At 43.6% G+C, this 13695-nt stretch carries 14 protein-coding genes; 10 read left to right on the forward strand and 4 right to left on the reverse strand.

Annotated features, from left to right (window positions below):
* Window positions 1-3: 3 nt before the first annotated feature.
* Window positions 4-1644, reverse strand: coding sequence for an AAA family ATPase (locus tag J4N39_RS06945; protein WP_252023416.1), 1641 nt, complete (start codon window positions 1642-1644; stop codon window positions 4-6).
* A gap of 169 nt (window positions 1645-1813) precedes the next feature.
* Here J4N39_RS06945 and matP point away from each other — a divergent pair, with 169 nt between their 5' ends.
* From matP to J4N39_RS06960, 3 genes are all read left to right on the forward strand, one after another.
* Complete coding sequence (gene matP / locus J4N39_RS06950) at window positions 1814-2263, forward strand: macrodomain Ter protein MatP (RefSeq protein WP_252023419.1); 450 nt, start codon at window positions 1814-1816, stop codon at window positions 2261-2263.
* A gap of 8 nt (window positions 2264-2271) precedes the next feature.
* Window positions 2272-2583, forward strand: a complete 312-nt coding sequence (locus J4N39_RS06955) for a DUF3634 family protein (RefSeq protein WP_252023421.1) — start codon at window positions 2272-2274, stop codon at window positions 2581-2583.
* Window positions 2584-2758: 175 nt separating this feature from the next.
* Window positions 2759-3070, forward strand: coding sequence for a hypothetical protein (locus J4N39_RS06960; RefSeq protein ID WP_252023423.1), 312 nt, complete (start codon window positions 2759-2761; stop codon window positions 3068-3070).
* A gap of 466 nt (window positions 3071-3536) precedes the next feature.
* Here J4N39_RS06960 and J4N39_RS06965 read toward each other — a convergent pair whose 3' ends face one another.
* The 3 genes from J4N39_RS06965 to J4N39_RS06975 form a co-directional block, all read right to left on the reverse strand.
* Entirely contained in the window at window positions 3537-5291 is a 1755-nt protein-coding gene (locus J4N39_RS06965; RefSeq protein WP_252023425.1) for a response regulator, read from the reverse strand.
* Window positions 5284-6477 carry an FIST signal transduction protein gene (locus J4N39_RS06970; RefSeq protein WP_252023427.1) on the reverse strand — a complete coding sequence of 398 codons (1194 nt, stop codon included), beginning with the start codon at window positions 6475-6477 and terminating at the stop codon, window positions 5284-5286. Before J4N39_RS06970 ends, J4N39_RS06965 begins: the two co-directional genes overlap by 8 nt.
* Before the next feature lie 98 nt (window positions 6478-6575).
* A complete protein-coding gene (locus tag J4N39_RS06975) occupies window positions 6576-6941 on the reverse strand; it encodes a hypothetical protein (protein WP_252023429.1) in 366 nt (121 codons plus the stop codon).
* 264 nt (window positions 6942-7205) lie between these two features.
* On the opposite strand from J4N39_RS06975, the gene ccoN reads away from it, so the two are divergent.
* From ccoN to ccoS, 7 genes are all read left to right on the forward strand, one after another.
* Window positions 7206-8633 carry a cytochrome-c oxidase, cbb3-type subunit I gene (gene ccoN / locus J4N39_RS06980; protein ID WP_252023431.1) on the forward strand — a complete coding sequence of 476 codons (1428 nt, stop codon included), beginning with the start codon at window positions 7206-7208 and terminating at the stop codon, window positions 8631-8633.
* 12 nt (window positions 8634-8645) lie between these two features.
* Complete coding sequence (ccoO, locus tag J4N39_RS06985; protein WP_252023474.1) at window positions 8646-9266, forward strand: cytochrome-c oxidase, cbb3-type subunit II; 621 nt, start codon at window positions 8646-8648, stop codon at window positions 9264-9266.
* A gap of 9 nt (window positions 9267-9275) precedes the next feature.
* Complete coding sequence (locus J4N39_RS06990; protein WP_252023476.1) at window positions 9276-9449, forward strand: cbb3-type cytochrome oxidase subunit 3; 174 nt, start codon at window positions 9276-9278, stop codon at window positions 9447-9449.
* A complete protein-coding gene (gene ccoP, locus J4N39_RS06995; RefSeq protein ID WP_252023478.1) occupies window positions 9449-10423 on the forward strand; it encodes a cytochrome-c oxidase, cbb3-type subunit III in 975 nt (324 codons plus the stop codon). The genes J4N39_RS06990 and ccoP overlap by 1 nt, the downstream gene beginning before the upstream one ends.
* A gap of 234 nt (window positions 10424-10657) precedes the next feature.
* Window positions 10658-11137, forward strand: a complete 480-nt coding sequence (locus J4N39_RS07000) for a FixH family protein (protein ID WP_252023481.1) — start codon at window positions 10658-10660, stop codon at window positions 11135-11137.
* A gap of 3 nt (window positions 11138-11140) precedes the next feature.
* On the forward strand, window positions 11141-13510 hold the full coding sequence (locus J4N39_RS07005; protein ID WP_252023483.1) for a heavy metal translocating P-type ATPase: 2370 nt from the start codon (window positions 11141-11143) through the stop codon (window positions 13508-13510).
* Entirely contained in the window at window positions 13503-13688 is a 186-nt protein-coding gene (gene ccoS, locus J4N39_RS07010; protein WP_252023485.1) for a cbb3-type cytochrome oxidase assembly protein CcoS, read from the forward strand. Before J4N39_RS07005 ends, ccoS begins: the two co-directional genes overlap by 8 nt.
* Window positions 13689-13695: the final 7 nt, after the last annotated feature.

The raw sequence follows: 13695 nt of genomic DNA on the forward strand, positions 1-13695 counted from the left end.
GGATCAGTTATGGTCAAACCACTGTTTTATTCTATCAATCAGGCGATTAGGTTGTGCATCGCGCTCAAACTCATCTATGCGGTTAGCAATACGGTTGAGTAGCGTGTCTTCTTCTTCGCCACGCAGAGGTTTGCCCATTAGAAGGGGGATGGCATCGTCAACAGTCTCTGCTGACCAAAGGTGAAATTGACCCGTCTTGATCGCTTCAATAACATCGTCATGAAGCGCTAAGTGTTTTAAGTTTGTTTGAGGAAGGATCACGCCTTGCTCTCCGGTAAGCCCTTGGTGCTGGCATACGTGGAAAAAGCCTTCGATTTTTTCATTGAGTCCACCTACCGCTTGGATACGACCAAACTGGTCCACGGCACCAGTCACGGCGATTTGCTGGTTAATTGGCTGTTCTGAAAGTGCGCTGACCAGACAACAAAGTTCTGCTAAAGATGCGCTGTCACCGTCTACTTCACAGTAAGATTGCTCAAATACAATAGATGCAGAGTAGGGAAGAGGCTCATCAAGGTTCATCGCACTGCTCAAGAAAGCCTGCATGATCATCATACCTTTAGCGTGGAGGTTACCACCAAGGTCAGCTTTGCGTTCAACGTCTGAAATGTCACCGTCACCAAAATGAATAACGCAAGAAATTCGCGCTGGTTCACCATAAGAGATAGGGTGCCCTGGAATATCGACAACCGTCAGACCATTTACCTGACCAACTTGTTCACCTTTGGTTTCAATGATGACTTGCCCATCTAGAATGTCGTCAACGGCTCTAAGCGTTAGGTAAGATTCACGATAGTACTTTTGCTCTATGGCTTGTTTAACACCGTTTTGAGTGATGGTGCTTTCGCTAGATTCGATCGCTGCTTCTGCAAGTAATGCGTTATACCAAAGTAAGCACAGAGGTGCGACACGTTGATCTTCGCTTTCACGAGCTCCGGCCGCCAAGACAGTTTCTAGGGCTGCAGATTCTAGTGGAACAAGACTAAACCTTTCTGTTAGCCACTGCAGGTAGCCCAGGTAGTTTGGCAATGTTTTACCATCAAGTTTATATTCAAGCTCGATTTCACTGAACATGCTAAACCCAGTGGTAAAGTCATGGTCAAAATACTCTAGATCACCCATTTGAGTTCTATCACCGACAACGATCAGTTTTACTTGGTAGTTTTGCTTAGGCGGTGTAGGGCATAACTGCTTGTCATTAACGTTGATAGCCTCCACGGCTTCACCTAACAGTGCTGACTTTAGTAGGCTCCAACACCTTGGGTTGGCAAGCAGCATGTTTGCTGAGACGACGAGATAACCCGATTCTGCTTGTTGCAGGTAACCTGGGCTGATCGCTTTAATTTCTCCAGAGTCCAGTTGGTAACGCCCAAAAAGGTTATCTACCGATAAGCTCTCAATTCGAACAACGGGCTTGTTACACTCTTTAAGTGACTCACAGATCAGTTGCCTATAAATGGCATTGTCTGGAGCATTGACCAATAGCACTCGAGTTAAACTATCTAAAGCATCAAATTTGCTTAGCGCTGCTCCAAGCCTCGGTTGCATTTCGATAAATGAACGAGGGGATGTATTAGCGTAGTTATCTAAAATCGATTGAAACTCTGAGTATTGGGGGGTCGCTGCGCGCCAGTCTTGCTGCATTGTGTAGGCTTAAGATCGTTGAAAAGAGGCAAAGTATATAGAAGTTTAGGCTAGGGGAATAGTTTTATCTAAATGATTGATTTTAGGATTTGTGATCTCACAAAGATTGTTTTTTCACCACATCTGGGTTACGCTGTCACTGTGACGGGGCTAATAACGTGAATCTATAATGAAATATCAGCAATTAGAAAACTTAGAGTGTGGTTGGAAGTGGCAGTACTTAGTGAAAAAACACAAAGATGGTGAAGCTATCACTCGTTACATCGATACCAGCGAAGCTGACGCTGCAGTCGAAGCATTAAAACGTATCGAACACGAGCCAGTGCTAGTCTTAGACTGGATTGAAGAGCACATGGCAGAAACTCTCGATACCAAAATGAAGCAGGCAATACGTGCTAAACGGAAACGTCACTTCAATGCAGAGCAAGTCCACACCAAGAAAAAGTCTATCGACCTTGATTACAGAGTGTGGGAAAAGCTATCACAGCGATCTCATGAATTAGGTTGTACTTTGTCTGAGGCGATTGAGTATCTCTTGTCTGAAGCATCTAGAAGCGAGAAGGCGAGTAAAACGGTCACAAGCCTTAAAGAAGATTTGAGTAAGTTGCTTTCAGATTAGGAGTGTTTATGCTTTGGGTCTTACTAGTCGCAATTGTCGTTGTTATTTGGTTAGTCGGTGTTGATAGACCTGTTCTCAAGGTAACCTTTGAGGAAGGTAAGATCACCAGTTTTAAAGGTCATTTCCCGCCAGCATTTAAGCATAATTGCCACGACATTGGTCAGCGTAGCTCGGTTACTGGCGAGTTTAAAGTTTATAACACTCGTAATGGCGCTAAACTAAAGTTTTCTAAGGCCATTCCAAATTCTGTGCAACAGAGAATTCGCAATGTCTTTCCGCATCAAGGATTTAAAAATGATAAATCCAAACGTCGAGCATAGCTTACTTAGTGTGAGCGTCTGACTGAGTCTCTGAGAGCTATCATCAATCAGTAAGTAATTGATAGCTCATACATTTCATCCTTCCGCCAATTTCTTCTCAATAACCATCTAGCTTTATACATTGGTTCCCAAAAACGTGCATAGTAGATCGATACCTTCACGATAGAGACTGAGTATGCCAAAAACTCTACTTTTACTTGCCATTTTATTAAGCGCAGCATCGGTTCAAGCCGACGATACAGAATTCTATGAAGTCGCTCGTTCAATTAAGTCAAAGGTTTTAAAGAAAGTCAGCAAATCTGAAGCAAGTGGCTTCTGCGATCTTATGATTGAGCTCAGACACAGAGAAAATTACGCTCGAATAGTATCCGTGAAAGCCACAGGAAGCTACGAGCTATGTAAAGTTTCAAAGAGTGCGCTGAAGAAGAACCAAAAGTTCAAATATGACGAACCGGAAAAGTACATACGTATCCATGTTGAAAACTAACGCTTTAAAGTGATTGATTTCAGAACCACTTATAGTCATCAACATATTTGGCAACTACTTGGTTCAATAAAATAAGAGATTGGTAGCTCGTACCTCAAAAGCAGAGTCAAAGTGGCACAATGAATATAGATTAATTGTCAGCGTAGCTGAGTCGCTTGAGTTAGATGTAGATTAAGTTGCGCTGGCAATTGTCGCAGAGCCTTACAAGAACAAACGATTCACCGAGAAGTTAAAAGTGGTTGGTAGATGAGCATGAACGTGTCAGGCCAGCATAGTCAGAAAGTTAATCGTTTGAGTTGATTGACTTATTAGCTTTGTTATAACAATCTCGGTGCGCATTATGTATATTATGTTAAATTAAGCACACGTCAGTGTGAAATATACAACTCTTCATGACCCCTACACCACATTTCTAGGCAATTTAACCATAATTAGATTTACCATAAAATAGCTAATAATCATTACTTTAATCATAGATTAAGTTCTGACTATTAGCTTCTAGAGACTCTAAGGTTTCTTTTAGTGTATTGAGCCTTACTGGCTTGGCGATGAATTTGTTCATGCCTGAATCAAAGCATCGTTGTTGGTCCGCTTCTGTGGTGTGTGCCGTTAAAGCAACGATTGGGATCTGGTTGTTTATTTCACGGATTTTTAATGTGGATTCAATACCATCCATCACTGGCATAGAGATGTCCATTAGGATCAGATCAAACGTATTTTCTTGCTGCATCAAATTGAGCGCTTCTGCGCCATTGTTAGCAACTGTGGCATGATGGCCTAATCGTGCCAGAAGCAATTCAAGAACTTTTTGGTTGGTTTCACAGTCTTCGGCGACCAAAATGTTTTTGGATGCGATTGGTTGCTTTGTCGTACTCTGGCAATTAAGCGTGTCTACTTGTTGAACCTTAGCTGGGATTGTGACTAAGAATTGACTGCCTTGACCGTACTTGCTTTCGATATTTAGGCTTCCACCCATGAGCTCTACTAACTTATTTACGATGGATAACCCTAATCCAACACCACCAAAAATTCGTGTGCTACTTGCATCTACCTGACGAAAAGGCTTTGTTATTTCAGTGAGTTGAGAACAGTCGATACCAATTCCGGTATCAGTTACTGAAAGTGACAACGTCTCGTTTTCATGTCCTATCTCGACATTAACTTCACCACGATGGGTAAATTTAATCGCATTGCTGACTAGGTTGAACAGTATCTGAGTTGTACGGCTTGTGTCTAACATTAGCCCGTTTGGTAGGTCCTTAGCTAACGTTAGACGTAGACTTATGCCTTTGTTCTCTGCTCTTTGCTCAAAGTGATGCAAACATTTTGTGACGGTGTCACTCAAGTTGGTTGGCTTCAATACTAACTGTACATTGCCCGACTCCACTTGCGACAAGTCTAAAATATCGCTGATAATGACCAACAACAGTTCTGCAGAAGATTCCATTTGGTTGAGTTTGGCCAAAATGTCTTCCGAGCTGGATTCGAGCTTAAGATCGTCGATGAGTGCCAGTACCGCATTTAGTGGAGTTCTAACTTCATGACTCATGGTTGCAAGGAATGATGATTGGGCTTTGTTGGCTTGCTCTGCTTCATTTCTTGCTTTTTGAACCTCTTGGTAGCGAGATTGCAATTGAGCGGTGCGAATGTTGACCAGATTCTGCAGTTGCTCTTTGTATCCGATATCAGTTAAAGCTCTGTTTATGAGCGGCATAAATCGCTTTAGCGCCCTTTTATGTTTGGCACTAAACTGCCCTTTCTCTTTACCTGTGAATTGGATAATTGACTCAAATGCTTCCGTTTTAACACCGGCTAATAAGATTGAGTTAAGTCCATCTTGAGCAATGGAGTTGAGTTGCTTGTAGGGTGAAAGGCCTTTGGGTTGATAGACGATGATCACTTCCCCATTAATTGCTCTCTCAAATTTGTTACATGGTAACCAATCTACCTGTTGATAGACTGCGTTTGAGGTCATTAGCATCTTGTACTTACCATCTTCCGAGCAACGTGATAACACGATGGCATCATCGAACTGGATATAAGTTTTCAAGATGGGAATAATGGCATTAAAGATATCTTCTTTACTGTGGGCACCAGTAATTGCAGAAATCGCGGACAAAATGGCATGGTTCTCCTCGACCAGTCGCCTTTCTCTCTGTTTTTGTAGTTGAAGCTCGGCCTGTGTTTCGAGGAGTTGTTCCTCATAGTTTAAACTAACCATTGGTATCCTCGTAAAAAATAGCGGCAGAGATCATCAGGTTTGCATGTGAATTGCTTTCACCATCAAAACAACCTTGTTCACCGAAAGAAAATGGGCTGATGTAAGGTCGTTGATTCAAAGAGAGTGCTAGGCGCTTCGCAACACCGTCGAGATCTTCGCCAAGATTCAACATCGACCCTGCGCAAAATGAACCAATTGCCCCGAGGACTCTGTGCCCGGGCGTAGCGTTATCTCTTGCGCTTTTGGCTACCCGCTCAGCACGGTGCATTAGTCGTTCTCGACTTCCTTGCATCAGGTGTAACCTGTCACCTTCTTGCACGGTCACAAAGGTTTGAATACCACCGCACGAAGTCGGTTTGACTGGATGAATAAGGTCGAACTGTGGAGTTTCACTAGTATGGTTGCGAAGTCGGCCAAATGGTGTTGAGTTTGAGGTTTTAAACAATTCTTCTGTAGAAAGGTTTTTATCGGTGATCATTCTTACCCAACGAGCATAGACATCTATCGCTGGCTTGTGATCAATTTCAACCACTTCTCTATCGACACACTTTGTCACTACGCCAGAGACGGCTGAAGCTGTGTAGCCACTGTGGTAATCGAGGCTAACATTTTGAGATGGATAGAGAACAGCAATGCCGATGCCGGATTGACAAGCATCTGTTTGATTGAAAAGACTCCAATTGCCAATTATCTCGTTATCCGCAGCGGTGCCACCAATCAGAGGTACTTGGGTGCCAAATTCTTGTTGGATTTCTTTGACTGCGTGTTCTTCATAACCTGAAGTTGAATGTAAAATGATCAGATCTGGTTGTTCACCGTAACGGTGGGCATTTTGAATCGCTTGTTGCAAACATTTAGTTGCTGCTCCTTGGATATACTCATGCTCTAACGTAGATACCTCAACCCCATAAGCGGCATCTGTCGAATCATATATCGCCATAACGCCAAGGGCTGCTCCAGGTAAAAAACCTTTGTCAGTAAGTAACCCTTGAAATGTTGAACACCCAATGATTGGTACGTCAGTGAACTGTTGCGAGAACTCGGCTTGTAACCTATGCGCTGAGTATTCTTCTGTATAGTAGCACACCAACAACGTTGGCAGACCCCGACTACTCAGTGACTCAAAAACTTCGGAAACAGCGGAAGCCTCTTCTCTATTAGTAGAGTAAGTAGAAAAGAACTCCATGAGGCAAATCTTTTTATTATTCGTATTAATTATAGAATTGATTATACAGCCCTCATAAGGCCGTAAAAGTGCAAGGGAGCTAAATGCGATCTAGTCGTCTATTTGTGATGGGGTTTCCAATCAATATGGTGTTCAATATCACCCTCCTTCATTGTTAATGTAATGTTAACCTCGATTTTTTGCGTGTTTTCTATGCGCCAAGTAGTCTCATTTTTCACTATTTTGTGATCTTTATTGGTTTCAACTTGATCAATCATTTGGGCAGGTGAAATTTCAATAAAATCGGCACCACTTGTTACCGAAATGTCTACGGAATTTATAGGAAAACTACATTCATTTGTACTACAAATAAAATGTTGCTCATTTTGATGGTTGACGGTTCGCCAGCTAAATGCCCCGATTAAAATCAACAACATGGTGACAATTTGAGCAAGTCTTGCCTTTGTCAGCCGTTCTCTCGCCATGCTTTTATCTCCTCTATGTAACAAGCTTCAAACTTTTTGAAATAAGTAGCAATAACCCAATTCGTTATGAGGTTAATGCCCTGTCATTGAAATGTTAATTCAAGTATAGTGACAAGCGAAAATACTACTTTTGTTAGCTAAATCGTAAAAGGGAATTAAAGCTTGATAAAGCTAATTTTTCCGAAAGTTCGGTTGGGTAGTATTACGACATTGTGTCGATTTGGAAGTAAAAGTGTAGTTAATTAGAAAATTGGAAGCATGCAAATGAGCCAAGTAAAGCAGCTAGAACAAAACTACAACTATACTGTTGTTCGTCAATTCACCTTAGTAACCATACTTTGGGGTATTGTCGGCATGGCAGTTGGTGTTTTGATTGCCGCTCAATTAGTCTGGCCACAGCTCAACTTTGATACGCCGTGGTTGACGTACAGTCGCTTACGTCCTCTGCATACTAATGCGGTTATTTTTGCGTTCGGTACAAGTGCACTATTCGCAACATCTTATTATGTTGTTCAGCGCACCTGTCAAACGCGTCTTTTTGGTGGCCCACTCGTTGCCTTCACCTTTTGGGGATGGCAAGCAATCATTCTTGCAGCAGCAATCACTCTGCCTCTAGGTTTTACCTCGGGCAAAGAGTACGCTGAGTTAGAATGGCCTATCGATATTGCGATTGCCGTTGTTTGGGTGGCATACGCAGTGGTGTTCTTTGGAACACTAATCAAGAGGAACACTTCGCATATTTACGTTGCGAACTGGTTCTTCGGTGCCTTTATTATCACGGTCGCAGTACTGCACATCGTGAACAGTATGGCAATTCCGGTCGGTCTAGGTAAATCTTACTCGATTTATTCAGGCGCAGTGGATGCCATGGTTCAATGGTGGTACGGGCACAACGCAGTAGGTTTCCTACTGACAGCAGGCTTCCTAGGTATGATGTATTACTTTGTACCTAAACAGGCTGAGCGTCCAGTTTACTCTTACCGTTTATCAATCGTTCACTTCTGGGCATTGGTTTCTCTTTACATCTGGGCGGGTCCTCACCACCTACACTACACTGCTCTTCCTGATTGGACGCAGTCGCTGGGTATGGTGATGTCACTAGTGCTATTTGCTCCATCATGGGGTGGTATGATCAACGGTATCATGACCCTGTCTGGTGCTTGGCATAAACTACGTCACGACCCAATTCTACGTTTCCTAATCGTATCTCTATCTTTCTACGGTATGTCTACGTTTGAAGGTCCAATGATGTCGATTAAGACAGTCAACGCACTTTCTCACTACACGGACTGGACCATAGGTCACGTACACTCTGGTGCATTGGGTTGGGTTGCCATGGTGTCTATCGGTTCGGTATACCACTTGATCCCTCGCCTCTTCGGCCAAGAGCGCATGTACTCAATTAGCCTAATCAATGCTCACTTCTGGTTGGCAACGATTGGTACGGTTCTTTACATCGTCGCCATGTGGATTTCGGGTGTTATGCAAGGCCTAATGTGGCGTGCAGTTAACGCTGACGGTACTTTGACTTACAGCTTCGTTGAGTCGGTTCAAGCGTCTTACCCATTCTACTTTGTTCGTTTCTTAGGTGGCTTCATCTTCTTGGCAGGTATGTTCCTAATGGCATACAACGCTTACAAGACGATCGCTGCACCAAAAGACAGCCTAAAAGCTGTTGAAAACGTGGCATAAGGAGAAGTAGAAATGAGTTCAAATTCGAATAACCGTCACGAGATAGTCGAGAAAAATGTTGGCTTGTTGGCGATTCTGATTGTTTTTGCTATCAGTCTCGGTGCTCTGGTAGAAATCACACCGCTGATTTTCCAAAAGCAAACGAACGAGCCTGTAGATAATCTACGTCCATACACTGCCTTGGAAATGGAAGGTCGCGATATTTATATTCGTGAAGGTTGTAACGTATGTCACAGCCAAATGATCCGTCCTTTCCGAGCAGAGACAGAACGTTACGGTCACTACTCTGTTGCTGGTGAGCATGTTTGGGAACACCCATTCCTATGGGGCTCTAAGCGTACTGGTCCAGATTTGGCGCGTGTTGGTGGTCGTTACTCTGATGAGTGGCACCGTGTTCACCTAATTGACCCTCGTCAATTGGTTCCAGAATCAAACATGCCGGGCTTCCCTTGGTTGGAAGAAAACGTTCTAGATGGCAAGTTGACTCAGCAGAAACTGACTGTATTCCGTGATTACTACGGCGTACCGTACACTGATGAGCAGATTGCAAATGCACAAAAAGATGTTGAAGGGAAAACAGAGATGGATGCCATCATTGCTTACCTTCAGTCTCTTGGTCATGCAATGAAATAAGGGGGAAGTATGGATATCGGTACGATACACAGTATATGGACCCTAGTGCTATTTATTAGCTTCATTGGTGTTGTTTGGTGGGCTTATGGAAAAAGCCGCAAAGCTCGTTTTGAGGAAGACGCAAATCTTGTGTTTGCTGATGAGCTACCAAAACAAGACGATAAAGAAGGAGTGACCAAATAATGACAACTTTTTGGAGTCTTTGGATCATTATCATTACCGTAGGTACCCTACTTGGCTGTGCAGCACTCCTATATTGGTGTGTAAAGGACAAGATGGGTGTTGAGGAAGGTGATGATATGGGCCACGAATACGATGGTATTCGTGAGCTTAACAGCCCGCTTCCTAAGTGGTGGACATACCTGTTCATCGGAACGTTCATCTTTGCCGCAATCTATCTTGCACTGTATCCAGGCCTTGGCAATTACAAAGGCCTTTTGGGCTGGACGAGTTCAGATCAGACGGTCAAGAGTGTTCAACAGTCGCGCGATGCGGTAGCTAAAGCGCAATCTGAGAAGCTGATCAACCAATACGCAATGGAACTGGACGACGCAGAAACTTACTTTGGTGAAGCCTACAAAAAGTTGGCTTTCCAATCGAATGGTGAACTGCGCTCTATCCCTGAAATTGCTAAAGATGAAGAAGCTTTGAAAGTAGGTCGTAACCTATTCTTGCAAAACTGTTCTCAGTGTCACGGCTCTGATGCTCGTGGTCAGATTGGTTTCCCTAATCTGGCTGATGATGCATGGTTGTACGGTGGTGAGCCTGAAGCGATTGTAAATACCATCCTTCATGGCCGTATCGGTGCGATGCCAGCATGGGGCGACGCATTTGGTGAGCAAGGGGTTAAAGAGGTTGTTACTTACACTCTTAGCCTATCTGGTCGTAAGGTAAATGCGCGTGAAGCAGAAGCTGGTAAAGCTCGATTTGCTGCATGTGCTGCATGTCACGGTACTGATGGTAAGGGTAACCCAGCCTTTGGTGCTCCTGACCTAACTGACCAGTACTGGCTGTTTGGTGATACGCGTGAAGCTATCACAGAAACAGTAATGAATGGTCGTCAAGGCGTAATGCCAGCTTGGAAAGATATTCTTGGTGAAGATAAAGTCCAACTGGTTTCTGCCTACGTCTGGGCGCTAAGCAATACAGACAAATAAAGTCCTTACAGCCCCTTACTCAAGGGGCTGTCTTTTCTTATATTAATCTTCGTAAATGTGCGCTCGATCGTAGCGTAGAAAGCTTGTTGTTAAAGTCTTTGTGCTTAAGGCATATCGCTTAACGAGTTACAAAATTTCTTACAAAGAATTGGGTAAACTCTATTAACAAAAACAAGCATATAGTTACTTTAATTGTTATCTTTAAATCTATATTTTGCAGTTGAGATTTTTTCTATGGTAAAGCCTTGGTATAAACAATTTTGGCCCTGGTTCTTGATCGCTCTTCCAGCGACGGTAGTTGTTGCGAGCTTTGTAACTTTGGGAATTTTTACAAAGAACTCGGTGTCACTTGTAGCCGAGGATTACTATAAAAAAGGTAAAGGGATCAACATTGATTTATCCCGTATTAATGTCGCAAAAGACCTTGGATTAGATGCTAAGATCCGCTCTCAGGACAACAATGCCTTTGTCAGTTTTGATAAAGGTTCGTTAGAGCACTTCCCTGCACTTATCGTAACATTTACTCATCGCACGTTAGCCGATAGAGATTTTCAACAAGTTGTCACTGCTAATGCTTCCGGTCGCTACACTATCTTATTAGATGCCCCTATTTCCGGTCCTTGGTTTGTCGAGATTGAACCTCACAATAAAGAGTGGCTAATTCAAGGCAAGGTGACGTTCCCTGCTTCCGATTTTATTCCTTTGATGAAGTAAGTTATGAGTAAAGCGTGTTACCACTGTGGTGAGGATGTCCCAGCCGACACGAATTACGTTGTTGAGATTCTTGGACAAGATCGAGAAATGTGCTGCCCGGGTTGTGAATCCGTTGCACAGACAATCGTCGACAGCGGCTTGGTTTCTTATTACCAGTATCGGACGGCACCTGCAGAGCGTGCTGATCTTGTGCCAGAACAACTTAGAAACCTAATCCACTATGACAATGAAGACGTGCAAAACGAGTTTGTACGTAAAAGTGAACATCAGTCAGAGGTGACATTGTCACTTGATGGTGTCTCCTGTGCAGCTTGTGCGTGGTTGATTGAAAAACAAGTTAGCGGCACAGAGGGGGTTCTGAGTATTCGAGTGAATACGACCACCAACCGCGCTTTACTTAGCTGGGATAACTCTAAAGCCAAACTCAGTGAGCTATTAGCAAAGATACACCATTTAGGATACAAAGCGGCTCCATTTGAAGCTGACAACCAAGAAGCTTCTTATCATCGTCAAATGAAGCAATACCTCTACCGCTTGGGGATTGCTGGGCTAGCGACCATGCAAGTGATGATGCTTGCGGTCGCACTCTACCTAGAAGTGTTTGGCGATCTTGATGCAGAATTCAAACAATACTTTAGGGTCGTTAGCTTAATTTTTGCTACTCCAGTTCTGCTCTATTCTGCATTGCCTTTCTACCTTAACGCTTGGAGGAGCATAAAAGGAAGAACTTTGGGCATGGATGTGCCTGTCTCTATCGCTTTGATTTTTGCTTATGTCGCCAGCTTAATGGCCACCATCAATGAAAATGGAGAAGTGTTTTTCGAGTCAATCTCGATGTTCACTTTCTTCCTGCTACTTGGTCGTTTTCTGGAAATGCGCGCAAGACGCCAAGCGGCAGCTGCAAGCGCCAACTTATTAAAACTGATTCCAGCAATGGCAACCAAAGTGGATGGTAGCCAAGTGCCAGTAAAATCACTCTCGATAGGAGACGTGGTTCGAGTATTACCTGGCGAGCACATTCCTGCTGATGGTGTGATATACCAAGGTAGAGTCCATATCGACGAGTCAATGCTTACAGGTGAGTCGGTACCTGTAGTTAAAGTTGAAAAAGATCCCGTTTTTGCTGGAACATTGAATGGAGATGAAGCATTCGAACTTGAGGTGACAACCACCAAAGCAGACTCGATGATCTCTCATATCGTTCGCTTACAAGATGAAGCTCAAACATCCAAGCCAAAGATTGCGGAAATCGCTGATGTCGTGGCACGCTACTTCGTTGCTGCCATATTGTGTATTGCGGCATTTACTTGGTTCTATTGGCATGAAACTCGTCCGGAAGATGCCTTTTGGATTATGCTTGCGGTATTAGTTGCAACTTGTCCTTGTGCTTTATCCTTGGCTACTCCAACGGCAATTACGTGTGCTACGTCGCGTCTGGGTAATCTCGGTATTTTGTTGAGAAAAGGACACGTTTTCGAGACTTTGTGCAAGGTCAATCACCTAGTTGTAGATAAGACAGGTACGTTGACCGAAGGTGATATAGAGATCAATAAGGTCGTGACGCATTCACATTTGTCTGAATCTGAGTGTTTGGCGATTGCCGCTTCGATTGAGCAACACGCTAACCACCCTATTGCTAAAGCATTTCGTCCATATTTAGCTGAGGATGTCACAGCGACTGATGTGACGAATAAGATTGGCTTTGGTATTGCAGCAACTTATCAAGGCAAAGCGGTAAAACTTGGGAGCTCAGCTTATGTGCTTGACGAGCCAAGTTCAGATGATGCACCTGCTGTTTACCTTTCCATTGATAATAAATTGGTGGCTAGCTTTTACTACCAAGACCCTATTCGTGAAGAAAGTAAAGCGCTGATAGACGAACTTGCAGCAGCTGGTATTCAAACGACCCTTTTGACTGGAGACTCTAAACAAAATGCGATGCCTGTAGCGAAACAGGTTGGGATTGAAAACGTTGTTGCGAGTGCCACGCCAGAAGAGAAGTTGAACTATCTTAAGTCACTTGACGATGATCATGTGACATTGATGATTGGTGACGGCATCAACGACGCACCGACACTCGCAGGCGCTCACCTTTCGGTGGCTATGGGTGGAGGCACAGACGTGGCAAAGGCTTCCGCAGATATGGTGTTGCTTGGCGATAAGTTAGACAGAATCATTACAGCAAGGCACCTAGCCCTCAAAACTCGCAAAATAATTCGAGAAAACTTGGCTTGGTCGTTAGGATATAACCTACTGATTCTCCCTCTTGCAGTGATGGGTCTAGTCGCACCTTACATTGCCGTTGTCGGGATGTCTGCGAGCTCCATTATTGTCGTATCAAACTCTCTTAGGTTGCTAAAAGAAAATGGCTAGTCTGTATATCTTAATCCCAATCGCTATTGCTCTCGTCTGTGTCGCAGTCGCTATTTTTTTGTGGGCAGTAAAAAGTGAGCAGTTTGAAGATCTAGAAAGGCAAGGCCACAACATTCTTTTTGATGAAGATGAAAAGAAATCCTCATCGGCCAAATCCCAGTCCTCTGATCGTTCGTGAGCCCATT

Origin of the sequence: Vibrio sp. SCSIO 43136 (assembly GCF_023716565.1) — a bacterium.
Lineage (GTDB): Bacteria > Pseudomonadota > Gammaproteobacteria > Enterobacterales > Vibrionaceae > Vibrio.

Coding starts and splice junctions, on each gene's coding strand:
- J4N39_RS06970 (WP_252023427.1), bottom strand. CDS start 6,477: ATGGAGTTCTTTTCTACTTACTCTACTAATAGAGAAGAGGCTTCCGCT.
- matP (WP_252023419.1), top strand. CDS start 1,814: ATGAAATATCAGCAATTAGAAAACTTAGAGTGTGGTTGGAAGTGGCAG.
- J4N39_RS06975 (WP_252023429.1), bottom strand. CDS start 6,941: ATGGCGAGAGAACGGCTGACAAAGGCAAGACTTGCTCAAATTGTCACC.
- ccoN (WP_252023431.1), top strand. CDS start 7,206: ATGAGCCAAGTAAAGCAGCTAGAACAAAACTACAACTATACTGTTGTT.
- ccoS (WP_252023485.1), top strand. CDS start 13,503: ATGGCTAGTCTGTATATCTTAATCCCAATCGCTATTGCTCTCGTCTGT.
- J4N39_RS06955 (WP_252023421.1), top strand. CDS start 2,272: ATGCTTTGGGTCTTACTAGTCGCAATTGTCGTTGTTATTTGGTTAGTC.
- J4N39_RS06945 (WP_252023416.1), bottom strand. CDS start 1,644: ATGCAGCAAGACTGGCGCGCAGCGACCCCCCAATACTCAGAGTTTCAA.
- ccoP (WP_252023478.1), top strand. CDS start 9,449: ATGACAACTTTTTGGAGTCTTTGGATCATTATCATTACCGTAGGTACC.
- J4N39_RS07000 (WP_252023481.1), top strand. CDS start 10,658: ATGGTAAAGCCTTGGTATAAACAATTTTGGCCCTGGTTCTTGATCGCT.
- J4N39_RS06960 (WP_252023423.1), top strand. CDS start 2,759: ATGCCAAAAACTCTACTTTTACTTGCCATTTTATTAAGCGCAGCATCG.
- J4N39_RS07005 (WP_252023483.1), top strand. CDS start 11,141: ATGAGTAAAGCGTGTTACCACTGTGGTGAGGATGTCCCAGCCGACACG.
- J4N39_RS06990 (WP_252023476.1), top strand. CDS start 9,276: ATGGATATCGGTACGATACACAGTATATGGACCCTAGTGCTATTTATT.
- ccoO (WP_252023474.1), top strand. CDS start 8,646: ATGAGTTCAAATTCGAATAACCGTCACGAGATAGTCGAGAAAAATGTT.
- J4N39_RS06965 (WP_252023425.1), bottom strand. CDS start 5,291: ATGGTTAGTTTAAACTATGAGGAACAACTCCTCGAAACACAGGCCGAG.